20 protein-coding genes are annotated in these 24,528 nt (G+C 70.6%); 17 read left to right on the forward strand and 3 right to left on the reverse strand.

The window, feature by feature from the left end; genetic code table 11:
- The first annotated feature begins 25 nt into the window (after window positions 1–25).
- From OG707_RS28355 to OG707_RS28410, 12 genes are all read left to right on the forward strand, one after another.
- On the forward strand, window positions 26–565 hold the full coding sequence (locus tag OG707_RS28355) for a TIGR00730 family Rossman fold protein (protein WP_329123192.1): 540 nt from the start codon (window positions 26–28) through the stop codon (window positions 563–565).
- 16 nt (window positions 566–581) lie between these two features.
- The gene (locus OG707_RS28360) at window positions 582–1,271 is read left to right on the forward strand and encodes an SDR family oxidoreductase (protein WP_329123195.1); all 690 of its coding nucleotides are present in this window, start codon (window positions 582–584) and stop codon (window positions 1,269–1,271) included.
- Window positions 1,268–2,269 carry a methionine synthase gene (locus OG707_RS28365; RefSeq protein ID WP_329123197.1) on the forward strand — a complete coding sequence of 334 codons (1,002 nt, stop codon included), beginning with the start codon at window positions 1,268–1,270 and terminating at the stop codon, window positions 2,267–2,269. The genes OG707_RS28360 and OG707_RS28365 overlap by 4 nt, the downstream gene beginning before the upstream one ends.
- A 39-nt stretch (window positions 2,270–2,308) precedes the next feature.
- The gene (ligA, locus tag OG707_RS28370) at window positions 2,309–4,504 is read left to right on the forward strand and encodes an NAD-dependent DNA ligase LigA (RefSeq protein ID WP_329123199.1); all 2,196 of its coding nucleotides are present in this window, start codon (window positions 2,309–2,311) and stop codon (window positions 4,502–4,504) included.
- Window positions 4,505–4,737: 233 nt separating this feature from the next.
- Window positions 4,738–6,840, forward strand: a complete 2,103-nt coding sequence (locus OG707_RS28375; protein ID WP_329123201.1) for a putative bifunctional diguanylate cyclase/phosphodiesterase — start codon at window positions 4,738–4,740, stop codon at window positions 6,838–6,840.
- 417 nt (window positions 6,841–7,257) lie between these two features.
- Window positions 7,258–7,554 (forward strand): Asp-tRNA(Asn)/Glu-tRNA(Gln) amidotransferase subunit GatC, encoded by a 297-nt coding sequence (gene gatC / locus OG707_RS28380; RefSeq protein WP_206967598.1) that lies wholly within the window; start codon window positions 7,258–7,260, stop codon window positions 7,552–7,554.
- A 5-nt stretch (window positions 7,555–7,559) separates the two neighbouring features.
- Window positions 7,560–9,062 carry an Asp-tRNA(Asn)/Glu-tRNA(Gln) amidotransferase subunit GatA gene (gene gatA, locus OG707_RS28385; protein ID WP_329123205.1) on the forward strand — a complete coding sequence of 501 codons (1,503 nt, stop codon included), beginning with the start codon at window positions 7,560–7,562 and terminating at the stop codon, window positions 9,060–9,062.
- Window positions 9,059–9,304 carry a hypothetical protein gene (locus tag OG707_RS28390; protein WP_329123206.1) on the forward strand — a complete coding sequence of 82 codons (246 nt, stop codon included), beginning with the start codon at window positions 9,059–9,061 and terminating at the stop codon, window positions 9,302–9,304. Before gatA ends, OG707_RS28390 begins: the two co-directional genes overlap by 4 nt.
- Before the next feature lie 15 nt (window positions 9,305–9,319).
- Window positions 9,320–10,831 carry an Asp-tRNA(Asn)/Glu-tRNA(Gln) amidotransferase subunit GatB gene (gene gatB, locus OG707_RS28395; RefSeq protein ID WP_329123208.1) on the forward strand — a complete coding sequence of 504 codons (1,512 nt, stop codon included), beginning with the start codon at window positions 9,320–9,322 and terminating at the stop codon, window positions 10,829–10,831.
- A gap of 151 nt (window positions 10,832–10,982) precedes the next feature.
- On the forward strand, window positions 10,983–12,797 hold the full coding sequence (locus OG707_RS28400) for an ABC transporter ATP-binding protein (RefSeq protein ID WP_329123210.1): 1,815 nt from the start codon (window positions 10,983–10,985) through the stop codon (window positions 12,795–12,797).
- Between the two features lie 139 nt (window positions 12,798–12,936).
- Window positions 12,937–14,214 carry an arsenic transporter gene (locus OG707_RS28405; protein WP_329123212.1) on the forward strand — a complete coding sequence of 426 codons (1,278 nt, stop codon included), beginning with the start codon at window positions 12,937–12,939 and terminating at the stop codon, window positions 14,212–14,214.
- Window positions 14,215–14,376: 162 nt separating this feature from the next.
- Window positions 14,377–15,801 (forward strand): ricin-type beta-trefoil lectin domain protein, encoded by a 1,425-nt coding sequence (locus tag OG707_RS28410; RefSeq protein WP_329123214.1) that lies wholly within the window; start codon window positions 14,377–14,379, stop codon window positions 15,799–15,801.
- A 1-nt stretch (window position 15,802) separates the two neighbouring features.
- Here OG707_RS28410 and OG707_RS28415 read toward each other — a convergent pair whose 3' ends face one another.
- Window positions 15,803–16,186 (reverse strand): RNA-binding S4 domain-containing protein, encoded by a 384-nt coding sequence (locus OG707_RS28415; RefSeq protein WP_329123216.1) that lies wholly within the window; start codon window positions 16,184–16,186, stop codon window positions 15,803–15,805.
- Between the two features lie 183 nt (window positions 16,187–16,369).
- On the opposite strand from OG707_RS28415, the gene OG707_RS28420 reads away from it, so the two are divergent.
- From OG707_RS28420 to OG707_RS28440, 5 genes are all read left to right on the forward strand, one after another.
- Window positions 16,370–18,577, forward strand: coding sequence for an MMPL family transporter (locus tag OG707_RS28420; RefSeq protein ID WP_329123218.1), 2,208 nt, complete (start codon window positions 16,370–16,372; stop codon window positions 18,575–18,577).
- A complete protein-coding gene (locus tag OG707_RS28425; RefSeq protein ID WP_329123220.1) occupies window positions 18,546–19,100 on the forward strand; it encodes a GNAT family N-acetyltransferase in 555 nt (184 codons plus the stop codon). The genes OG707_RS28420 and OG707_RS28425 overlap by 32 nt, the downstream gene beginning before the upstream one ends.
- A gap of 35 nt (window positions 19,101–19,135) precedes the next feature.
- Window positions 19,136–19,717 (forward strand): hypothetical protein, encoded by a 582-nt coding sequence (locus OG707_RS28430; protein ID WP_329123222.1) that lies wholly within the window; start codon window positions 19,136–19,138, stop codon window positions 19,715–19,717.
- A gap of 167 nt (window positions 19,718–19,884) precedes the next feature.
- Entirely contained in the window at window positions 19,885–20,043 is a 159-nt protein-coding gene (locus OG707_RS28435) for a hypothetical protein (RefSeq protein ID WP_329123224.1), read from the forward strand.
- Between the two features lie 53 nt (window positions 20,044–20,096).
- Entirely contained in the window at window positions 20,097–23,147 is a 3,051-nt protein-coding gene (locus OG707_RS28440) for a helix-turn-helix transcriptional regulator (RefSeq protein ID WP_329123226.1), read from the forward strand.
- Here the strand turns inward: OG707_RS28440 and OG707_RS28445 are convergent.
- On the reverse strand, window positions 23,128–23,289 hold the full coding sequence (locus OG707_RS28445) for a DUF6191 domain-containing protein (RefSeq protein ID WP_329123228.1): 162 nt from the start codon (window positions 23,287–23,289) through the stop codon (window positions 23,128–23,130). The genes OG707_RS28440 and OG707_RS28445 overlap by 20 nt on opposite strands.
- Before the next feature lie 42 nt (window positions 23,290–23,331).
- The gene (locus OG707_RS28450; RefSeq protein WP_329123231.1) at window positions 23,332–24,510 is read right to left on the reverse strand and encodes a PQQ-dependent sugar dehydrogenase; all 1,179 of its coding nucleotides are present in this window, start codon (window positions 24,508–24,510) and stop codon (window positions 23,332–23,334) included.
- Between the last annotated feature and the right edge of the window lie 18 nt (window positions 24,511–24,528).

Raw genomic sequence — 24,528 nt, forward strand, 5'->3', positions numbered from 1 at the left:
CGGTTCTTCCCCGTACGGTGGACGTATGGATATCTGTGTCTTTCTGTCTGCCGCCGACCTCGACGAGCGCTACACCCGGCCCGCCCGCGAATTCGCCGAACTCATCGGCAAGGGCGGCCACACGCTGGTGTGGGGCGGGTCCGAGAGCGGGCTCATGAAGGTCGTCGCGGACGGTGTGAAGGAGGCGGGCGGGCGGCTCGTGGGGGTGTCCGTGGAGTTCATGGCCGACGTGGCGCGCAAGGACGCCGACGAGATGGTCGTCGCCAAGGACCTCGCCGAACGCAAGGCGCTGCTGCTCGCCAAGGCGGACGCCGTGGTGATCATGGTGGGCGGGGCCGGGACCCTCGACGAGGCGACCGAGATCCTGGAGCTGAAGAAGCACGGCAAGACCACCAAGCCGGTGGTGCTGCTGAACACGGCGGGCTTCTACGACGGGCTGAAGCAGCAGTTCCAGCGGATGGAGGAGGAGGGCTTCCTGCCGGTCCCGCTGACTGACCTGGTGTTCTTCGCGGAGGACGGTGTCGCGGCGCTGGCGTACCTGGAGGAGAGTGCAGGCGTCCAGTAGTGCGAGCATGGGCCGTATGGCAACACATGTGATCACGGGTGCAGGTTCCGGCATCGGCGCGGCCGTCGCGCGCCGGCTTCAGGAGCGCGGTGACGACATCGTGCTGATCGCGCGCGATGCCGGACGCGCCAGGCAGCTCGAAGCGCAGTACCCGGGGGCCGGGTCGATGGTCGCCGACCTCGCGGAACCGGAACGCATCTCCAAGGCCTTCGGCATGCAGGCCATGCCCGAACAGGTCGACTCGCTGCTTCACATCGCGGGCATCGTGGATCTCGGTCCGGTCGCCGAGCTCCGGGCGAAAACCTGGATCCAGCAGCTCAACGCCAATCTGGTCTCGCCGGCCGAGCTGACCCGGCTCTTCCTGCCCCAACTCCGCATGGCCCAGGGGCATGTGGTGTACGTCAACTCCGGCGCCGGTCTTGAGGCCCACGCCCAGTGGGGCGCCTACGCCGCCTCCAAGCACGGCCTCAAGGCGCTCGCCGACTCGCTGCGCCACGAGGAGCACGAGAACGGGGTGCGGGTGACGTCGGTCTACCCCGGGCGTACCGCGAGCCCCATGCAGGCCAAGGTGCACTCGCAGGAGGGCAAGGAGTACGACGCCTCCAAGTGGATCGACCCCGAGTCCGTCGCGACGACGATCCTCATGGCGATCGACCTGCCGCGCGACGCCGAGGTCAACAACCTGACCGTCCGGCCGGGTCGATGAGCGACACCAAGTGGGCCTGGGGCCCCGCCACCGGCATCGGGTCCATGCCGGGCGGGGACGCGCGCGAGACCGCCAAGACGGTCGTCGGGTCCTTCGAGGACTTCCCGTACCTGGCCGAACTGCCCGCACGCGGCCCGGGAGCCGACATGCTGGGCCGCACCATCGGCATGCTCGTCGAGATGTACGCCCATGTGGAACCCAGCGGCTGGCGCGTCAGCGACCGGCCAGGGCGCGACACCAAGCGGGCCAGGTCCTGGCTCGGCGAGGACCTGGACGCGCTGGAGGAGTTCACCCAGGGGTACGAGGGGCCGCTGAAGGTCCAGGCGGTGGGTCCGTGGACGCTGGCCGCCGGACTCGAGCTGCGCGGCGGGGAGTCGGCGCTGGGGGACCCGGGCGCGTGCCGCGATCTCGCCGGGTCGCTGGCCGAGGGGCTGCGGGCGCACCTCGCGGACGTACGGCGGCGGGTGCCGGGCGCACAGGTGGTGCTGCAGCTGGACGAGCCCTCGCTGATTTCCGTACTGCGCGGGCAGATCAGGACCGCGAGCGGCTACCGGACGCACCGGGCCGTGGACCGGCAGGTCGTGGAGAGCGGGCTGCGCGATGTGATGGGTGTGACGGAAGGGCCGGTTGTGGTCCATTCCTGCGCGCCCGACGTGCCGTTCGCCCTGCTGCGGCGGGCCGGCGCGGCCGGTGTCTCCTTCGACTTCTCGCTCCTCACGGAGCGTGACGAGGATGCGATCGGCGAAGCCGTCGAGGGCGGTACGCAGCTCTTCGCCGGTGTCGTACCCGGCACGGACGGTCCATTGTCAGACCCTGCCGGTAGCGTTTCGGGTGTCAGGACGCTGTGGCGCAGGCTGGGGCTGAATCCGGGGACTCTCGCGGAGTCGCTGGTGATCACTCCGTCGTGCGGGCTCGCGGGGGCTTCCCCCGCGTATGCGCGCGCGGCGCTCGCGCACTGCGCCAGGGCGGCGAGATCGCTCGCGGACAACCCTGAGTAACCAGTGCCATAACTGGCTCAGTAACGGGAGGACTTGAAGGTGGCTGTCGAACAGCAAGGGAATGTGCCCGCCAAGGCACGGGAACAGCACGCCCAGCTGGCCGAACAGATCGAGGGGCACCGCTTCCGGTATTACGTGAGGGACCAACCGGTCATCAGCGACGCCGACTTCGATGTGCTGCTGCGCTCCCTGGAGGCCCTGGAGGAGGAGTACCCGGAGCTGCGGACCCCGGACTCCCCGACCCAGAAGGTCGCCGGGGACTACGAGACGGAGTTCACGAAGGTCGAGCACCGCGAGCGGCTGCTCTCCCTGGACAACGCCTTCGACGACGAGGAACTGGCCGCCTGGGCCGAGCGCGTGGCGCGGGACGTGGGCGCCGCCCCGTACCACTTCCTGTGCGAGCTGAAGGTCGACGGCCTCGCGGTCAACCTGACGTACGAGAACGGCAGGCTGACCCGCGCCGCCACGCGCGGCGACGGCCGGATCGGCGAGGACATCACCGCCAACGTCCGTACGATCGCCGACATCCCCGACCGGCTCAAGGGCGACAGGATCCCCGCGCTCGTGGAGATCCGCGGCGAGGTCTATTTCCCGATGGAGGCCTTCGAGGGGCTGAACGCCCGCCTGGTGGAGGCGGGGGACAAGCCCTTCGCCAACCCCCGTAACGCGGCGGCCGGTTCGCTCCGCCAGAAGGACCCCAAGGTCACGGCCGGCCGCCCGCTGCACATGGTGGTGCACGGCATCGGCGCCCGCGAGGGCTTCGACATCGACTGCCTGTCGCACGCGTACGAGCTGCTGCACGAGTGGGGGCTGCCGACCGCCACGCAGAACCGCGTCGTCGACTCGCTCGCCGGGGTGCGCGACTTCATCAAGTACATCGGCGAGAACCGCCACTCGGTGGTGGAGCACGAGATCGACGGCGTCGTCGTCAAGCTCGACGAGATCCCGCTCCAGGGCCGTCTCGGCTCCACGGCGCGCGCCCCGCGGTGGGCGATCGCCTGGAAGTTCGCGCCGGAAGAGGTCAACACCAAGCTGATCAACATCCGCGTGGGCGTGGGCCGTACGGGCCGTGTGACGCCGTACGCGCAGGTCGAGCCCGTGACCGTGGCCGGATCCGAGGTCGAGTTCGCCACCCTCCACAACCAGGAGGTGGTGAAGAAGAAGGGCGTCCTCATCGGGGACACGGTGGTGCTCAGGAAGGCCGGAGACGTCATCCCCGAGATCCTCGGTCCTGTCGTCGATCTGCGGGACGGCACCGAGAAGGAATTCGTGATGCCCGCCGAGTGCCCGGAGTGCGGTACGGCGCTGCGGCCCATGAAGGAGGGCGACATCGACCTGCGCTGCCCCAACGCGCAGTCGTGTCCCGCCCAGTTGCGCGAGCGCGTCTCGTACCTGGCCGGCCGGGAGTGCCTGGACATCGAGAACTTCGGTGCGGTGGTCGCCGCCGCACTGACCCGCCCGCTGGAGCCGGCCGTGCCGCCCCTGCTGGACGAGGGCGACCTCTTCGACCTCACGGTGGAACAGCTGCTGCCCATCAAGGCGTACGTCCTGGACGCGGACAGCGGGCTGCCCAAGCGTGACCCCAAGACGGGCGAGGAGAAGATCGTCACGGTCTTCGCCAACCAGAAGGGCGAGCCGAAGAAGAACACCCTGGCGATGCTGGACTTCATCGCGGCAGCCAAGGGGCGGCCGCTGGCGCGCTTCATCAACGGTCTCTCGATCCGCCACGTGGGGCCGGTCGCCTCGGTGGCGCTGGCCCGTGAGTTCCGTTCCGTGGAGCGCATCGAGCAGGCGACCGAGGAGGAGCTGGCCGCGGTCGAGGGCGTCGGCCCGACCATCGCCGCCGCGCTCAAGCAGTGGTTCGCCGAGGAGTGGCACCGCGAGATCCTGCGGAAGTGGAAGGCCGCAGGCGTCCCGCTGGAAGAGGAGGGCGGCGACGAGGACCAGGGGCCGCGCCCGCTGGAGGGCCTCACCGTCGTCGTGACCGGCACGCTGGAGCGCCACACCCGAGATGGCGCGAAAGAGGCGCTCCAGAGCCTCGGGGCGAAGGTCACCGGCTCCGTTTCCAAGAAGACCGCCTTCGTGGTGGTGGGGGACAGCCCCGGCTCGAAGTACGACAAGGCGGTCCAGCTGAAGGTTCCGGTTCTGGACGAGGACGGCTTCGCGGTCCTGCTGGAACAGGGTCCCGACGCGGCCAGGGAGGCCGCGGTGGCGACGGAAGGCGCGGAGGAGTAGCGGTCGCGGACGGCCCGGAAAGACCACCCGTTCGGCGCATAGCAGACCCTTACGGGTGGCTGGGTCTCATTCGGGCAAGACCTGTAGAGCGGTGCCCGTCAGAGCCTTGTGCGGCCTACTGTTGAAAAGCGCACCTGTCGTGCACGGCTGAGTGGTGAGATTCAGGTCGTGGTGGCATGACAACGGGCCATCCGCGTGGCATGGGCACTGCCGGCTGTGAGGTAGGGACGGGAATGAAACCGACCGAGAGCGCCGATCAGGACTCACGGCTGCGCGGTTCAGGCCTGTCGATCGCCGTCGTGGGTCTCGCCCTCGTGGTGCTGGGCACCGGGTTCTGTCTGGCCGTACGGGACGGGCACGCACTCTTCCCCGACTCCACCACGGGCTGGGCGCTGGCCGTGCTCACCGGCATCATCGTGGGCCATCTGGTCGCGATGGGCCGCGACCGCTGGTGGGGCGGGACCGGATCGGGCGCCGCGCTGACCCTGGCCGTGCTCCTGCTCTACGGCTGGCTGCCCGCCGCGCTGGTCTCCCTGGCCGTCGTCGTCCTGGCCGGGGCGGCACGGCGCAACCGCTGGCGGCAGGGGCTCCTGCACGGCGCGGTGGACATCCTGGGCATCGGCGCGGGCGCCCTGGTGATGGCCGCGTTCGGTGACGTACCGACAGTGGAGCAGCCCTGGGTTCCCTCGGAGTGGGGCATCAGCTCCACGCCCGAGGTCGTGCTCGTCGCGCTGACCTACCTCGGAGTGACCCGGCTGCTGCTCTGGTACGCGCTGGCGCCGCGCGGCGGCGGGCTGCCGACCATCGCCCGCACCGCGCTGATGCGGCAGGGGCTCGTGGGGGTCGCGCTGCTCGGCATCGCCCCGCTGATCTGCGTGGTCGCGACATCCGTCCCCGTACTGCTGCCGCTCTTCGCCGTACCGCTGATCGCGCTGGACTCCACGCTCTGGATCGCCCGGGCCCGGGCGGAGGAGCAGTTGCGGGACCCGCTCACCGGACTGCCCAACCGCCAGTGGCTGTTGGAGCGGACCTGGTCGGCGCTGGAGGAGGCGGAGAACGTCGGGGCGAGAGCAGCGCTCGTCCTGATCGACCTCGACCGCTTCCGGTCGGTCAACGACACCCTGGGCCATCTCGCGGGCGACCGGCTGCTGTTGCAGATCGCCGACCGGCTACGGCTGGCGCTGCCCCGGGGGGCGGAGGCGGCGCGGCTGGGCGGCGACGAGTTCGCGGTCCTGCTGCCGGTGGCCGACTCGGCGACCAGCGCGATACAGATCGCCCGCCGTCTCGTCGCCGAACTGGGCTCCCCGCTCGACCTGGACGGACTGACGCTGGTGCTCGAGGCGAGCGCCGGCGTCGCTGTCTTCCCCGACCACGCGCTGGACGCGGAGGGGCTGCTGAGGCGCGCCGACGTGGCGATGTACCAGGCGAAGCGGGACCGTACGGGCGTCGAGGCGTACGAGTCGAAGCGCGACTCCAACACCCCTGACCGGCTGGGCCTGTTGGGGGATCTGCGGCGGGCGCTGGACGCGGGTGACGTCGAGCTCCACTACCAGCCCAAGGTGCGGTTCGACGGTCAGGTGGCCGGACTTGAGGCGCTGGTGCGGTGGGTGCACCCGGAACGGGGGCGGGTCCCTCCGGACGAGTTCATCGCGATCGCCGAGACGTCGGGGCTCATGCCGCACCTGACGGAGTACGTACTGGAGACGGCGCTCGCCCAGGTCGCGCGGTGGCGCAAGCAGGGACTGAAGGTCCCGGTCGCGGTGAACGTCTCGCCGCGAGACGTCCACACGCCGGGCTTCGCGGGAGCGGTCGCGGCGCGGCTGGCCCGGCACGGGGTCCCTGCGGGGGCGCTGCAGCTGGAGATAACGGAACACGTACTCCTTGAGGACCCGCAGCGGGCGGCCGACACGCTGGCCGGGCTGACGGGCCACGGCGTGAAGATGTCGCTCGACGACTTCGGGACGGGGTACTCGTCGCTGGTCCACCTGCGGAAGCTGCCGGTGAGCGAGCTCAAGATCGACCGGTCGTTCGTGGCGCGGCTCGCGGTGGACAACGAGGACGCGGAGATTGTCCGCTGCACGATCGATCTGGCGCACTCGCTGGGCCTGGTCGTGGTCGCCGAGGGCGTCGAGGACGACGAGACGTGGGAGCGGCTGCAGGACATGGGCTGCGACGCGGTGCAGGGGTGGCTGGTGGCTGCTGCGATGCCGCCTGCGGAGGCCACGGCGTGGCTCCTGGCCCGGGGCCCGAGGGGCTGGCAGCGGCCCGCTGCGCTGGCTGCGGAGGCCGCGGCGGGTCTGGACGCGGATTCCCCTTCGGGGCAGACGGTCAAGTAAGCGGTGCGGTGCGGGCCGGTGGGTGGTGCGCACGGCCTGGCGGCCGCGCGGTGTCACCCACCCGCTCCACCCGTGCGGGTGGGGGGACACGGTGCGGGTCTTCCGGTGGTCGGCCGAGCACCGTCGGCGTCTGCGGACCACGGATCCGGTGCGGGCGTGGGTTCAGGCGTGCGTGACGCGGCCGTCGGGCCGGGCGGTGCCGACCACCGGGTCGCGGACGCCGGCGGTGTTCAGCCGGGCACCTGGGCCACCTGCAGATATCCCTCTTCCCGCACGGGTGGTGCGGGTGGGAAACAGGACCGGCCGGAGGCCGGAAGGAGGCCCACCGCACCGCCTCGGGGAAACCGATTCGGGGCATGGGGCCGCGCCCCATAGGATTGGCCCCCACACCATCACACGCACCCCGTGAGGATCCGCATGCCTGGCATCACGCGCGAGGAGGTCGCCCACCTCGCCCGGCTGGCACGTCTGGAGCTGAAGGCAGAAGAGCTCGACCACTTCGCCGGACAGCTCGACGACATTCTCGGCGCGGTCGCCCGCGTCTCCGAGGTCGCCGACCAAGACGTACCGCCGACCTCCCACCCGCTGCCGCTGACGAACGTCATGCGCAAGGACGAGGTCCGCCCCTCGCTCACCCCGGAGCAGGCCCTCTCCGGCGCCCCCGCCCAGGAGCAGCAGCGTTTCAAGGTGCCGCAGATCCTGGGGGAGGACTAATACCCATGTCGGACCACAGCACCATCATCAAGCTCACCGCCGCCGAGATCGCCTCGAAGATCGCCTCCGGCGAGCTCACGGCCGTCGAGGTCACCGAGGCCCACCTGGCCCGGATCGACGCGATCGACGAGAAGGTCCACGCCTTCCTGCACGTCGACCGCGACGGCGCCCTCGCGCAGGCCCGCGCCGTCGACGCCAAGAAGGCGGCCGGCGAGAAGCTGGGCCCCCTCGCGGGCGTCCCCCTCGCGCTGAAGGACATCTTCACCACCGAGGGCATCCCGACCACCGTCGGTTCGAAGATCCTCGAAGGCTGGATCCCGCCGTACGACGCGACGCTCACCAAGCGTCTCAAGGCCGCCGACGTCGTCATTCTCGGCAAGACCAACATGGACGAGTTCGCCATGGGGTCCTCCACCGAGAACAGCGCGTACGGCCCGACCGGCAACCCCTGGGACCTCACCAAGATCCCCGGCGGCTCCGGCGGCGGCTCCTCCGCCGCCCTCGCCTCCTACGAGGCCCCCCTGGCCATCGGCACGGACACCGGCGGTTCCATCCGCCAGCCCGCCGCCGTCACCGGCACGGTCGGCGTCAAGCCCACGTACGGCGCGGTCTCCCGCTTCGGCATGGTGGCGTTCTCGTCCTCCCTCGACCAGGGCGGCCCCTGCGCCCGTACGGTCCTGGACGCGGCCCTCCTCCACGAGGTCATCGCCGGTCACGACCCGCTCGACTCGACCTCCATCGACGCCCCGGTCCCGCCGGTCGTCGAGGCCGCCCGCAACGGCTCCGTCGAGGGCATGCGCGTCGGCGTCGTCAAGCAGTTCCGCGGCGAGGGCTACCAGGCGGGCGTGCTCCAGCGCTTCGACGAGTCGGTGGAGCTCCTCAAGGAGCTCGGCGCGACCATCGTCGAGCTGGACTGCCCCTCCTTCGACCTCGGGCTCTCCGCGTACTACCTGATCGCCCCCTCGGAGTGCTCCTCCAACCTCGCCCGCTTCGACGCGATGCGCTACGGCCTGCGCGTCGGCGACGACGGTACGAAGTCCGCCGAGGACGTCACCGCCCTGACCCGCGAAGCCGGTTTCGGCGACGAGGTCAAGCGCCGCATCATCCTCGGTACGTACGCGCTCAGCTCCGGCTACTACGACGCGTACTACGGCTCCGCCCAGAAGGTCCGCACGCTCATCACGCAGGACTTCGAGAAGGCCTTCGAGTCCGTCGACGTGATCGTCTCGCCGACGACGCCCACCACCGCCTTCCCGATCGGCGAGCGCGCCGACGACCCGATGGCGATGTACCTCGCGGACCTGTGCACCATTCCGACCAACCTGGCCGGCAACTCCGCCATGTCGCTTCCCTGCGGCCTGGCCCCGGAGGACGGTATGCCGGTGGGGCTGCAGATCATCGCGCCCGCCATGAAGGACGACCGGCTGTACAAGGTCGGTGCCGCGGTCGAGGCCGCGTACAACGCCCGTTGGGGACACCCGCTGCTCGAGGAGGCTCCGTCGCTGTGAGCGATAGCACGCTGGCCAAGGCCAAGGGATTCAAGCACTCCAAGCCCGGCCTGTACCTGTCCATCGGCACCACCCTGTTCGGCGCGCTCAGCGTCTCCAAGCAGGTGAGGAAGGCGCGCGGCGAGAGCGACAAGCTGCTGCTCGTCGACGCCGTGATCTCTGCCGCCGCCGTCGCCACGGGCGTCGCTCTGCTCCTCCGCGAGCTGAAGCACCTCGGCGACGACGACGTCCTGCTGGGCTGAGAGGGAAGTTTCACCGTGACAACCACGACTGACCTGGTGGCGTACGAGGAAGCCCTCGCGACGTACGACCCCGTCATGGGCCTGGAGGTCCATGTCGAGCTCGGCACCAGGACCAAGATGTTCTGCGGGTGCTCCACGGAGCTGGGCGCCGAGCCCAACTCGCAGACCTGCCCGACCTGTCTCGGACTGCCCGGCGCGCTGCCGGTCGTCAACGAGATCGGCGTCGAGTCGGCCATCAAGATCGGTCTCGCGCTCAACTGCGAGATCGCCGAATGGTGCCGTTTCGCCCGGAAGAACTACTTCTATCCGGACATGCCGAAGAACTTCCAGACCTCTCAGTACGACGAGCCGATCGCCTTCAACGGCTATCTGGACGTCCAGCTGGAGGACGGCGAGATCTTCCGGGTGCAGATCGAGCGCGCCCACATGGAGGAGGACACCGGCAAGTCGCTGCACGTCGGTGGCGCGACGGGCCGTATCCACGGCGCCTCGCACTCCCTCCTGGACTACAACCGGGCCGGCATCCCGCTCATCGAGATCGTCACCAAGCCGATCGAGGGTGCGGGCGAGCGTGCTCCCGAGGTCGCGAAGGCGTACGTCGCCGAGCTGCGCGAGCTCATCAAGGCGCTGAACGTCTCCGAGGCCCGGATGGACAAGGGCCAGATGCGCTGCGACGTGAACCTGTCGCTGCGGCCGCACGGGCGCGAGGAGTTCGGTACGCGTTCGGAGACGAAGAACGTCAACTCGCTCCGTTCCGTGGAGCGTGCGGCGCGCTTCGAGATCCAGCGCCACGCGGCGGTGCTCAACTCCGGTGGCACGATCATCCAGGAGACGCGGCACTTCCACGAGGAGGACGGCTCGACGACGTCCGGCCGTATCAAGGACAACGCCGAGGACTACCGCTACTTCCCCGAGCCGGACCTCGTGCCGGTCGCCCCGGCCCGTGCCTGGGTCGAGGAGCTGCGCGGCGGTCTGCCCGAGCTTCCGCGGCTGCGCCGCAACCGGCTGCGCGAGGACTGGGGCATCTCCGAGGACGTCATGCAGACGATCCTCAACGCCGGTGCGGTCGACCCGATCGTCGCCACGATCGCGGAGGGCGCGGACGCCGCGTCGGCCCGCAAGTGGTGGATGGGCGAGCTGGCGCGCAACGCCAACGAGACCGGCCGCGCGCTGGACGAACTCCCGGTCACCCCGGCCCAGGTTGCGCGCATCGCGGCCCTGGTCGCGGCCGGAGACCTCAACGACAAGCTGGCCAAGCAGGTCGTCGAGGGTGTCCTCGCGGGCGAGGGCACGCCGGACGAGATCGTCGAGAAGCGCGGTCTGAAGGTCGTCTCGGACGACGGCGCGCTGGGCGCTGCGGTCGACGAGGCCATCGCGGGCAACGCGGCGATCGCGGACAAGATCCGCGGCGGCAAGGTCGCTGCGGTGGGCGCTCTGGTCGGTGCGGTCATGAAGACCACGCGGGGCCAGGCGGACGCGGCACGCGTCAAGGAGCTCATCCTGGAGCGGCTGGGCGTCGAGGGCTGACCTCGCGCGCAGTGCGCGGTACGTACGCCGAGGGGCGCCACACCACTGGTGTGGCGCCCCTCGGCGTCGGCGCCCCGAAAACGCTTGGACTGCGCGGATGCCGGCGCGGGACACTTCGAGGTCGGTATCCGTACGACATCTCGGGGTGGGGATGGAATCGCCTGATTTACGCAAGGCTCCGCAGAGCAAGGGTCCCGTACTGCTCGCACTGCGTTACTACGGGCGGGAGTTGGCCCAGCGCAAATGGCTGACGGCGCCCGCGATGCTGCTCCCCGCGCTGGGCAACATCGGCATCAACTACATCGCGCCGCTGATCGTCGCGAAACTGGTCGGCCGTATCGCCGACGACTCCGGTGTCGACTTCGGCTCGACGCTGCCGTACGTCCTCGCCTTCGCCGGTGCGCTGCTGCTCGCGGAGGTGCTGTGGCGCATCGGCTTCCACTTCCTGAACCGTCTCGCGGCCCACAGCATCGAGCGCCTGTATGTGATCGGCATGGACGAACTGTTCGCGAAGGACGCCGCGTTCTTCCACGACAACTTCGCCGGGTCGCTGACGAAGCGGGTCCTTAGCTTCGCGACGCGTTTCGAGGAGTTCGTCGACACGCTGACGTTCCAGATCGTGGGCAGCTTCGTGCCGCTGGTGTTCGGGTCGGTGGTGCTGTGGCACTACGAACCGCTGCTCGTCGTCGGGCTGTTGGCGATGATTCTGCTCACCGCGGTGTGCGTGGCGCCCCTCATCCGCCGCCGCCAGGCGCTCGTCAGCCAGCGCGAGGAGGCGGTGGCCCGGGTGTCGGGGCATGTCGCCGACAGCCTGATGAACATGGACACGGTCCGGGCGTTCGCCGCGGAGGAGCAGGAGGCCGCCGAGCACCGGTCGCGGGTCGCCGACTCCCGGCGGATCACGCTGAGGTCGTGGGACTACGGAAACCTGCGCATCGACACGCTGGTCGCGCCGCTGTCCGTACTGACCAACGCGCTGGGCCTGCTGCTCGCGGTCACGCTCGTCGGGGGCTCGCACGGGGTGGAGGCGGTCGTGGTCGCCTTCACGTACTACACGAACGCGACCCGGATCATGTTCGAGTTCAACCAGATCTACCGCCGTCTGGAGCGGTCGATGACGGAGGCCGCGCAGTTCACGGAGCTGCTGCTGAAGCCGCCGACCGTGGTCGACCCGGCGACGCCGGAGCCGCTGCGGTCGAGGGCCGCCGACGTCCGCTTCGAGCAGGTGAACTTCGCCCACGCGGGCGCGGGACCGCTCTTCCAGGGCCTGGACCTGAACGTGCCCAGCGGGACGAGGATCGGTCTCGTCGGCCGCTCGGGCGGGGGCAAGACCACGCTCAGCCGGCTGCTGCTGCGGATGAACGACATCGACACCGGCCGGATTCTGATCGGCGGCCAGGACATCAGCATGCTGCGCCAGGCGGATCTGCGGAGCCTGATCGCCTACGTACCGCAGGACCCGGCGATGTTCCACCGGACGCTGCGGGACAACATCGCCTTCGCCCGGCCGGCCGCCACGGACGCGGAGATCCGCCGTGCGGCGGAGGCGGCGCACGTGACGGAGTTCGCGGACGCGCTGCCGGAAGGCTTCGACACGATGGTGGGCGAGCGCGGCCTGAAACTGTCGGGCGGCCAGCGCCAGCGGGTCGCGCTGGCGAGGGCGATCCTGCGTGACGCGCCGATCCTGCTGCTCGACGAGGCGACGAGCGCGCTGGACTCGGAGAGCGAACTCCTCGTCCAGGAGGCGCTGTGGCGGCTGATGGAGGGGCGTACGGCGCTGGTGGTGGCGCATCGGCTGTCGACGGTCGCGACCATGGACCAACTGGTGGTCCTGGACCGGGGCAGGATCGTGGAACAGGGCACGCACCAGGAACTGCTGGCGTCGGAAGGCGCGTACGCAAAGCTCTGGCAGCACCAGTCGGGCGGCTTCCTCGACGACAGCCCGGCGGGAGCGAGCCTGCGCTGAGGGGGTGGGGGCCCTGATCGGAGGGGGCACCCCTGGTCAGGACTGTCGGCGATTCGGTGCACCTGCGCGCACCCTGGATACTTCTCCGAGGTGGGGCGGCGTGCCAGCAGAGGTGCACCGTGCCGCCACCACCCCACCCGTGTCCCGCCTTCTCCGGAGTTCCGCCCTGAGCACCGTTCCCGCCGAGATCCTCTCCGTCGGCCTCCTGCTTGCCGTGCTGGCCTTCGCCGTCGTACGGCCCAAGAGCTGGCCCGAGGCCGCCGCGGCCGTCCCCGCGGCCGCGATCGTCGTCGTGCTGGGGGCGGTCAGCCCGGCCGATGCCTGGGAGCAGACCCGTACCCTGCTCCCCGTCGTCGGCTTCCTCGCCGCCATCCTCGCGCTGTCCCAACTCTGCGCGGACGACGGCCTGTTCAAGGCCGCCGGGGATCTTGTCGCGCGCGTGTGCCACGGCAAACCGCGACGGCTGCTCGGCGGGGTGTTCGGTGTCGCCGCGGCCATCACCGCCGTCCTCAGTCTGGACGCCACCGTCGTCCTGCTGACCCCCGTCGTCTTCGCCACCGCGGCCCGCGTCGGCGCCCGGCCCCGGCCGCACGTCTACGCCTGTGCCCACCTCGCCAACTCCGCCTCGCTCCTCCTCCCGGTCTCCAACCTCACCAACCTCCTGGCCCTCGCCGCCAGCGGACTCTCCTTCACCCGGTTCGCCGCGCTCATGGCGCTGCCCTGGCTCGCGGCGATCGCCGTCGAGTACGCCGTCTTCCGCCGCTACTTCGCCGCCGATCTGGCCGCGGGCGCCTACCCGCCGAAGGAGGAGGATCGGACCGAGGTGCCGGTCTTCACCCTCGTCGTCCTCGCGCTGACCCTCGCCGGGTTCGTCGTCACCTCGTTCGCGGGTGCAGAGCCGCTCTGGGCCGCCCTCGCCGGTACGGCGGTCCTTGCCGTACGCGAGCTGCGCCGCAAGCGCACCACCGTCCCCGCCGTCGTCCGCTCCGCCAACCCGCTCTTCTGCCTCTTCGTCCTGGCGCTCGGCGTCGTCGTGAAGGCCGTCGTCGACAACGGTCTCGGCGACGGCATCGGGGCGGTCCTGCCCGACGGCGACTCGCTCACCACCCTCCTCGCGGTGACCGCCGTCGCCGCCGTACTCGCCAACGCGATCAACAACCTCCCGGCGATCCTCGCCCTGCTCCCCGTCGTCGCCCCCGCCGGTCCAGGACCCGTCCTCGCCGCGCTGATCGGCGTGAACATCGGCCCGAACCTCACCTACGTCGGCTCGCTCGCCACGCTCCTCTGGCGCCGCATCCTGCATCAGCACGGCACGGACGCCGAGCTCTCCGACTTCACCCGGCTGGGGCTGCTGACCGTTCCCGCGGCCCTCGCCGTGTCGACATTCGCTCTGTGGGGCGCACTCAACTTCCTCTGACCTGTGTTCAGTTGGTGAACGCGAGGGATTGACGTGGCGTTGGTCTAGTCCTACTTTCTTCAATCACTCACAGGTTCAAGTGAGGGGCCTCCATTCATGTACGTGAATGCCCAGGTCCACCCCCACATTGCGCTTTGACGCGCCCACGACAGGAGTACTCCTGTGTTCCGATCCTGTACGAGAGCCCTGGCCGCGGCATCGGCCGTCCTCGCGATGGCGGCCACCGCCGTGGTCACCACCTCCACCACCGCCAGTGCCGCCGCCAACCCCGGCCCCGGTTTCCCCGCCCAGTACGCCGCCCCCTACGCGGAGGTCTGGAACTCTCCCTCCGCACTGGCCAACGCCCGCGCGGCCACCGGGCTGAAGTACTTCACGCTCGCCTTCGTCATCGACGGCGGCGGCTGCAACGCCACCTTCAACGGGGACACCTCGGTCACCGACGCCGCCTGGACCTCCGCCATCAACTCCCTGCGCAGCGCGGGCGGCGACGTCATCGCCTCCTTCGGCGGCGCGTCCGGCACCGAACTCGGCCTCGCCTGCACCTCGGTGGCGTCCCTCAAGGCCCAGTACAAGAAGGTGATCGACGGGCTCAACCTCACCAGGATCGACCTCGACATCGAGGGCTCCACGCTCGACAACACCACGGCCAACACCCGCCGCAACCAGGCCCTCGCCCAGCTCCAGCAGGAGTACGCGGCCGCCGGCCGGAAGCTGGACGTGCAGTACACGCTCCCGGTCAACCCCACCGGCCTGGAGCAGAACTCGATCAATCTGCTCAACAACGCCAAGAGCAACAACCTCACCGTCAACCTCGTCAACATCATGACGATGGACTACGGGCCCGCCATGGACATGGGCAAGGCCGCCACCGACGCGGCGACCGCGCTGCACACCCAGCTCGGTTCCATCTGGACCACCAGGACCTCCGCCCAGCTCTGGGCGATGGAGGGCAACACCCCGATGATCGGGGTCAACGACACCCAGGCCGAGGTCTTCACCACCGCCAACGCCACCACCCTCGCCAACTTCGCCAAGTCCAAGGGTATCCAGGAGCTCGCCTTCTGGGCGCTCGGCCGTGACAAGGCCTGCGCGACCAACGGCCAGCTCTCCGACACGTGCAGCGGCACCCCGCAGAGCGCGTACCAGTTCTCCCGTACGTTCCACACGACGATGACCGGCGGCGGCACGTCACCCGGCGCCCCCACCGGCCAGATCACCGGCCTCGGCGGCAAGTGCGTCGACATCGCATCCGCAAGCAGCGCCAACGGAGCGGCAGTTCAGCTCTACGACTGCAACGGCAGCAGCGCCCAGCAGTGGACCGTGGCCACCGACGGCTCGCTCCAGGCGCTCGGCAAGTGTCTCGACCTGACCGCCGCGGGCACCGCCAACGGCACCAAGGCGCAGCTCTACGACTGCAACGGCACCGGCGCCCAGCAGTGGCAGAAGGGCACGGGCAACACCCTGGTCAACCCGGCGTCCGGCAAGTGCCTCGACGTCACGGACAAGTCCACGGCCAACGGCGCCCGGCTCCAGATCTGGACCTGCGCGGGCGGCACGAACCAGCAGTGGAACCTGCCGGCCGCTTAACTCACCGGCGCCGCAGCTGCTCCATCTCGCGCCGGTCGCGCTTGGTGGGGCGGCCTGCTCCGCGGTCGCGGACCGGGATCTCCACGGCCACCTCGCGCGGCGGCGGGGGCGGGCTGTTGTCGACGTAGCACTCGGCGGCGACCGGGGGGCCGACCCGTTTCCGTACGACCTTGGAGACGACCACGATCCGCTCGCGGCCGGCGTGGAACAGCCGCACCTCGTCGCCGATCTGCACGGGGTGGGCCGGCTTCACCCGCTCCCCGTTGAGGCGTGCGTGGCCGGCCCGGCAGGCCGCGGCGGCCTGGGAGCGGGTCTTGGTCAGGCGCACGGACCAGATCCAGGTGTCGATCCGGGCGGTGCCGGTCCCGTCGTCGTCGGAAGCCATGGGACGACTCTACGGGCTGGGCCCTCCCTGGCAGTCGGCTGTGAACCCACCCGTACCGCTGTGAGGAGAGACACGAAACGGGCAAACGATCATCTTTCGATGCCAGAGTGACCCGTCACAGGTCCTGCGCTCTTTCCGGGCTATTCCCGACAAAGATCCACGAACCACCCAGGGAGTACGCCCGTGGCAGCAATCGCCCGGTGGTGCATCAACCACCGCCTCTTTGCCGTCCTCCTGTGGCTGCTCACCCTCGGGGGCACGGCCGCGGCGGCCGGCATCGCCGGGTCCGCGTACTCGACCGACTACGAGGTCCCGGGTACGGAATCGGGCCGCGCGACCCAGCTGCTCGACGAGGCCTTCCACAGCGCGGGCGGCGACAGCGACACCATCGTCTGGCACACGGACAGCGGGACGGTCCGGGCCTCGGGCGTCGAGCAGCGCATCGACACGGCGCTGGACAAGGTCGCCGGGCTCGACGGGGTCGACACCGTCTCCAAACCGCAGATCAGCGAGGACGGGCGGACCGGATACGTCACCGTCACCTTCGACGAGCAGTCCGACTCCATACCGAAGGCGCAGGCCCAGGCCGTCGTCGACACCGCGAAGGCGGCCGAGGGCGACGGACTGCAGGTCGAGCTCGGCGGCAGCGCCATCGCGCTGACCGAGAAGTCCAGCGCCAACATCAGCGAGATCGTCGGCGTGAGCGTCGCCGCCGTCGTGCTCTTCCTGGCCTTCGGATCGTTCGCCGCCAGCATGCTGCCCATCGCCACCGCGCTGGTGAGCGTCGGGACCGCGTACGCCGGCATCACCCTGCTCGGGCATGTGATGACGGTCGCCGACTTCGCCCCGATGCTGGGGACCCTGATCGGGCTCGGCGTCGGCATCGACTACGCGCTGTTCATCGTGACCAGATACCGCAAGGGGCTCCGGCGCGGGCTGCCGGTCGGCGAGGCAGTCGTCAGTGCGGTCACCACCACCGGGCGGGCCGTCGTCTTCGCGGGGGCCACCGTCTGCATCGCGCTCCTCGGGATGCTGATCCTGCGCCTCAGCTTCCTCAACGGCGTCGCGATCGCCGCCTCGCTCACCGTGGTGCTGACCGTCGCCGCCTCGGTGACGCTGCTGCCCGCCCTCCTCTCGTACATCGGGATGCGCGCCCTCAGCCGGCGCGAGCGCCGCGAGCTCACCGAGCACGGCCCGCGCCCCGAGCTGCCCACCGGGCTCGCCGCCCGCTGGTCGGTCTTCGTCGAGCGCCACCCCAAGCTGCTCGGCGCGATCGCCGCCGTGGTGATGCTGGGGCTCGCCGTGCCGACGCTGGGGCTGCATCTGGGCACCTCCGACCAGGGCAACAACCCGGCGTCCTCGACCACCCGGCAGGCGTACGACCTGCTCGCCCAGGGGTACGGACCCGGGGTCAACGGGCCGCTCACCCTGGTCGCCGAGATGGACGGGGCCGCCGACCGCCTCGCGATGGACCAGCTGCCGGAGCAGCTGCGCGCCACCGAGGGGGTCGCCTCCGTCAGCCCGATCACGTACAACGGCAGCGGCGACACGGCCGTGGTCACCGTCGTGCCCGACTCCTCGCCGCAGTCGCAGCAGACCAGCGACCTGGTGGAGCGGCTGCGCACCGACGTGCTGCCGAAGGCCGAGAGCGGCAGCTCGCTCGACGTCCACGTCGGGGGAGTGACCGCCTCCTACGACGACTTCGCCGAGGTGATCGTCGGGAAGCTGCCGCTCTTCGTGGGGTCCGTGATCGCCCTGGGGTGCGTGCTTCTGCTCCTTGCCTTCCGGTCGGTCGGCATCCCGCTCAAGGCCGCCGCGATGAACGTGGCCGCCGTCGCCTCCGCCTTCGGGATCGTCGTCGCCGTCTTCCAGTGGGGCTGGGGGAGCGAGCTGCTCGGGCTCGGGAGCGCCGGGCCCATCGAGCCCTTCCTGCCCGTGATCATGGTCTCCGTGCTCTTCGGGCTCTCCATGGACTACCAGGTCTTCCTGGTCAGCCGGATGTACGAGGAGTGGCTGGAGACCGGCGACAACCGGCGGGCGGTACGGGTCGGCCTCGCCGAGACCAGCCGGGTGATCAACTCCGCCGCCGTGATCATGATCTCGGTCTTCCTGGCCTTCGTCCTGAGCGGCGAGCGCGCGATCGCGATGTTCGGGATCGGGCTCGCGGCGGCCGTGGCGCTGGACGCCTTCGTCCTCCGTACGCTCCTGGTGCCGGCCCTGATGCACCTGCTGGGCGGTGCGAACTGGTGGCTGCCCGGCTGGCTGGACCGGCGCCTGCCGCGGATCAGCATCGAGCCGCCCGAGTGCCGTACGCGTGCGAGGATCCCGGAGCAGGGACACACCGCAGTGGAGGAGAACGATGTTCGCGATATCGCTGGGCGACGGCGCTGAGCTGAAGCCCCTGGAGCCCTGGCGGGCCGGGGAGTTCCTGGCCCACGTCGACCGGGGCCGGGAGTTCATCGGCCAGTACATCGGCTTCGCCGACGTCAACAAGGACCTGGAGTCGGCACGGGCCTTCCTCCAGGCGTACGCCGAGAAGCAGGCCGCCGACGGGGGCCGCATCTATGGCATCTGGCTGGACGGCACCCTGGTCGGCGGCGTCCTCTTCCGTATCTTCGACACCGCCTTGGAAACCTGCGAGGTCGGCTGCTGGCTGGAGCCCTCGGCCACCGGGCGCGGGCTCGTCACCCGGGCGATCGGCGTGCTCATCGACTGGGCCGTCGAGGAGCGCGGAATGCACCGGGTGGAGTGGATGGCGGCCTCCGGCAACACCGCCAGCATCAGCGTCGCCAAGCGGCTCGGTATGAAGCACGACGGGACGCTGCGGGAGGCGTACCCGTACAAGGGCGTACGGCACGACGAGGAGATCTGGTCGGTCCTGGCACCCGAGTGGAGAGCTCACAGGGAACGTTAAGGGGACTCTCAGAAACGCCCCCTAGCGTGCGGCGCATGAACGCCACCACCAAGACCGAAACGACCGACGAGACTGCTGCCGAGGCGCAGGCCGCCAAGGCACAGGCCGCCGAGGCCGAGGAGGCCGCGGCGGAGGCTGTCGCGGACGACGAGGACGACGACGCCGACCTCGACGCACTGCTCGCCGCGGAAGAGGCCGAAGAGGCCGCCTCCTCCACCGGGATCAAGTCCGGCGCCGCGGCCGTCGTCGCCGCAGCCCTCGGCTTCCTCTCCCTCAGCGGCACCTGGCTCGGCACCGTCGAGGGCGCCCGCGAGACGCTCAACGGCCAGGTCAACCTGACCTCGACCGCCAGCACCGCAGCCCAGATCAAGGAGGGCTACGTCGACGGCTGGCACGCGACCGCTGCCGTCGGCGGCATCTTCGCCCTCCTCGCCCTGATCGTCGGCGTGGTCGTCATCGCCGTCGTGCCGGCCTTCGGGACCCCCGGCCGCAAGCAGCCGAACTGGATCAAGTCCGTGGCCTGGGGCGGCATCGCCCTCGGCGTCGTCGGCCTGCTGGTCGCGATCGCCACGTACACCGGCTTCTTCGCCGGCACCCCCGTGGTGCCCAGCGCCTAAGCACTTCCCAAGGGGCCTTAGGCCGTACGCACCTCCCCGCGTACGCCGCCTAAGGCCCCTTCGTCGTGGAGATGCGGCACTCTCCCGATGTGGCGGTACCCCCTGGGAGACGAAAGTAGAGACATCGCAGAGAGCGACAACTCACCTTCGAAACAGGGGAACACACCATGTTCGAGTACGAGATCCAGAAGCTCCGTGCAGCCGACCTCATGGAGCAGGCCCACCACCACCGCCTCGTCAACGAGATCCGCAAGGCCCGCCGCGACGCCCGTCGCGCCGACCGTCGAGTCAGCGCCCTGCGCGCCCGGTTCGTCCGTGCCGCGTGATGCGCCTCGCACCGCTCCCCTCGTCGGGTGCCGCACTGCCGGAAGGCTGTGCGATGCTCGGCACTGTGGAGAACACGTCCGTCAGCCCGGTGTTCGTCGGTCGTGCCGATGAACTCACCACCCTGAACGATGCGCTCGCCCGCGCTGCCGCGGGCGAGCCGCAGGCGTTGCTGCTCGGGGGCGAGGCCGGGGTCGGCAAGACCCGCCTCGTCGAGGAGTTCATCGCCGGGGCCTGCCGCGGAGACGCGGTCGTCGCGCTCGGCGGATGCGTCGAGATCGGCGCGGACGGACTCCCGTACGCCCCCTTCTCCACCGCGCTGCGCTCCCTGCGCCGCCAGCTGCCCGACGAGCTGGCCGCGGCCGCCGAGGGGCAGGAGGACGAACTGGCCCGGCTGCTGCCCGAAATGGGCGAGACCGGCAGCAACTCCCGCAACGAGGACGGCACCGCACGCCTCTTCGAGCTCACTGTCCGCCTGCTGGAGCGGATAGCCGCCGACCGCACGGTCGTGCTCGTCCTGGAGGACATGCACTGGGCGGACGCCTCCACCCGGCATCTGCTCTCCTACATCTTCCGCACCCTGCGCCGGGGCCGCATCGTCGTCCTCGCCACCTACCGGGCCGACGACATCCACCGCCGCCACCCGCTGCGCCCGCTCCTGGCCGAACTGGACCGGCTGCGTACGGTACGGCGCATCGAGCTCTCCCGCTTCACCCGCTCCGAGGTCCAGCGCCAGCTGACCGGAATCCTCGCCGCCGAACCCGACCCGCGCCTCGCCGACGACATCTTCGCCCGCTCCGACGGCAACGCCTTCTTCGTCGAAGAGCTCGCCGTCTGCAGCTCGAACGACTGCGTGACCGGCATCAGCGACTCCCTGCGCGACCTGCTCATGGTCCGGGTCGAGACGCTCCCCGAGAACGCTCAGCGCGTGGTGCGCTTCGTCGCCGAAGGCGGCTCCACCGTCGAATACCCGCTGCTCGCGGCGGTCGCCCGGCTCCCGGAGGACGACCTCATCGAGGCGCTGCGGGCCGCCGTCGGCGCCAACATCCTGCTGGCCACCCCGGACGGCGACGGCTACCGCTTCCGGCACTCCCTGGTACGCGAGGCCGTCAGCGACGACCTGCTGCCGGGCGAGCGCTCCAGGCTCAACCGGCGCTGCGCGGAGGCCCTGGAGGCCGACCCCACGCTGGTACGGGCGGACGAGCGCACCACCCGCCTGGCCGGCTACTGGTACTACGCGCACGACGCCGCCAAAGCCCTGCCCGCCGTACTGAACGCCTCCGTCGAGGCGCGGCGCCGGCACGCCTACTCCGAGCAACTGCGGCTCCTGGAGCGGGCGATGGAGGTCTGGGACAGCGCCCCCGCCGAGGTGCGGCGCGCCCTGCGGCCCCTCGACTACGCCGATGCCTACCCGGCCTGCGACTGCGCGCCCGGCTCCACGGCAGTCCTGCGCTATCTCGACCTGATGGCCGAGGCGACCGTCGCCGCCCGCTTCTGCGGGGAACGCGAACGCGCCCTGAAGATCTGCAAGAAGGCACTGCGGATCCTCGAGGACGGGGAGCCCGACCCCCTGCGCGCCGCCTGGTTCTGGACCGAGCGCTCCCGGCTGATGCAGAACCTGGGCCGGGGCGACGGCTGGGCGGAGATCGCGAAGGCCCAGGAGCTGGTGCGCGGCCTCTCGCCGTCCGCCGTGCACGCGACCGTGCTCGCCACCGCCGCAGGCTGGGGCATGCTCCACGAGCCCGGCCCCGACAGCCTCGCCGCCGCCGAGCGCGCCGTGGAGTACGCGAAGCTGGTCGACGCCGAAGACATCGAACTGAACGCCCTGCTCACCCTCGGCACACTCCTCGTCGACTCCGGTGACGTCGAGCGGGGCATCGCCGTCATGCGCGACACCCTCAAGCGCACCGGTGAGCTGGGCCTGATCGCCGAACTCGGGCGCGGCCACACGAACCTGGCCTCGATCCTCGAAGCCGTCGGCCGCTCCCGCGAGGCGATCGAGGTGGCCGACGCCGGAGTCGAACTGGCCCGCACCTACGGCCTGAGCGACAACGAGGCCTGGGTCCGTATGAACATGGCCGAGTCGCTCCTCTCGCTCGGCCGCTGGGACGACCTCGTGGGCTGCGCCCAACGCGTGCTCGACGCCGCGCACAGCATCGCGCCGCGCGGCGGCGTCACCCTGCAGATGGCCGCCCTCGCCCTGGCCCGCGGCGAACTCGACGCATCCGCGGCCCACTTGGCTGCTTCACTCGAACACTTCGGCACCCACGACCCGATGCCCCAGCACTCGATCCCGGTCTCCAGGATCACCCTGGGGATCGCCGCCGGACAGGGCCGCCTCGACGACGCCCGCGCCGAACTGGCCCGCACCGTGGAGGTCGGCTTCGCGCCCGGCACCCAGCGCTTCGCCTGGCCACTGCTGTTCGCCGCGGCCACCGCCGAGGCGAACACCCGCGGACTGCCCTCCGCGGAAGCCGGACGCGACACCATCCTGACCCTGATCCGCACGACCGCGCGCAAGCTCGCCACCCCGGCACCCGTCTGGCTGGCGTTCTCCCTCCTCGTCGCCGCCGAGGCCGACCGCGCCGAGGGCACCGACCGCTCCGAGCGCTGGGCCGAGGCGGTCACCGCCCTGGAAAAGGTGGAGCGCCCGTACGAACTCGCCCAGGCCCGCCACCACTGGGCGGCCGCACTCCTCGCCGAGGGCGGCGACCGCGAGGCCGCCGGGGACCTGCTCAGGCTGGTCCACGCCATGGCTGCCCAGCTGGGCGCCCGGCCTCTGAGCGAGGAGACCGCACTGCTCGCCCAGCGCGCCCGGATCCCGCTCACCGCACCCGTCCCCGGCGACGCATCCGCCGCCCCGGACGACGGTTTCGGCCTGACCAGCCGGGAACAGGACGTGCTGCGTCTGGTCGCGGCCGGCCGGTCCAACCGTCAGATCGCCGAGGAGCTGTTCATCTCGCCCAAGACGGCGAGCGTGCACGTCTCCAACATCCTGGCGAAGCTGGGCGTCACGGGCCGCGGCGAGGCCGCCGCACTCGCCCACCGGCTGCGGCTGTTCCCGCAGGAGCCCTCGGACGCGGAGGTCACTCGGGCCGTCGGATGACCACCTTGCCCGAGGTCAGGTCTATCGGTCCCCGGCCCGGGTCGGTGTCTCCCAGCTCGACCCGGGACAGCTCCAGGCGCTTCTGTTCGTCGTCGGTGTGCTTGCGCGACGGCGCGAACAGCTGCTCGATCATGTTGAACATTCGGCCCCCTGTCGGGTGTCCCCTGCTTCAGCGTAACCCCGGCTACCGCACCTCCAGCTGAAGAATCCGGTCGTCCCCCGCCGAGGGCGTGCCCCGCGAGTCCGTCTCACTGGTCACCAGCCAGAGCCGGTCCCCGCCCGCGGCGACCACCGTGCGCAGCCGTCCGTACTCGCCCTCGAGGAACGCCTGCGGCTCGGCCACCGGCTTCGCGCCGTCCAGCGGGATCCGCCAGAGCCGCTCCCCGCGCAGCCCCGCCATCCAGACCGACCCCTGGACCACGGCGATACCGCTCGGCGAGGCGTCGGAGGTGTGCCACTGCTCCACCGGATCGACGTAGCCCTCCTTCTTCTCCTTGCCCTCGACCACGGGCCAGCCGTAGTTCCTCCCCGGTTCGATCAGATTCAGCTCGTCCCAGGTGTCCTGGCCGAACTCCGAGGCCCACAGCCGGTTCTGGGCGTCCCAGGCGAGACCCTGCACATTCCGGTGCCCGTACGTGTAGACCACGGAGTCCGCATCGGGATTGCCGGGGGCCGGCTGCCCGTCCGGCGTCATCCGCAGGATCTTCCCCGCGAGGGCGTTCTTCTCCTGGGCCAGCCCGCGCTCGCCCGTCTCGCCCGCCCCCGCGTAGAGCATCTTGTCCGGGCCGAAGGCGATCCGCCCGCCGTTGTGGATCGAGCCCTTGTGGATGCCCTTGAAGATGGTGTCCGGAGCGCCCAGCTGACGCCCGGCGGGCTGCTTCTCGTCGTACAGCATCCGCGCGATGCGGTTGTCGGACGCGGTGGTGAAGTACGCATAGACCATCTGGTCCGAGGCGTACGAAGGAGAGAGCGCGATCCCCAGCAGCCCGCCCTCCCCGCCGGGCGCGACCCCGGGAACGGACCCGACCAGCGTCTTCTTCCCGCTCTTCCCGTCGATCCGCGTGATCGTCCCCTCGTCCCGCGAGGAGACCAGCAGATCCCCGTCCGGCAGCGGAGCGAGCCCCCAGGGCGACTTGAGGCCCGTGGTGAGGGTGGAGACGACCTTCACGGAACCCTTGGCCGGAGGCGCCTCGGCGGACGGCCCGCCCGAGGGGGAGGGGGTGAAGGGGGCGGTCGCTCTGGGATTGGTGTGGGTGGGCGCCGCTTCGCCCCCCGACGACGAGGAGCACCCGGCGGACAGCAGCAGCACCGCAGCGGTCAACGCGGCTGCCACGGCTGGTCGTTGCACAGTTCGCACGGTCATCCCGATCCCTTCGACGAC

The sequence above is a fragment of the Streptomyces sp. NBC_01465 genome (genome assembly GCF_036227325.1).
GTDB lineage: Bacteria > Actinomycetota > Actinomycetes > Streptomycetales > Streptomycetaceae > Streptomyces.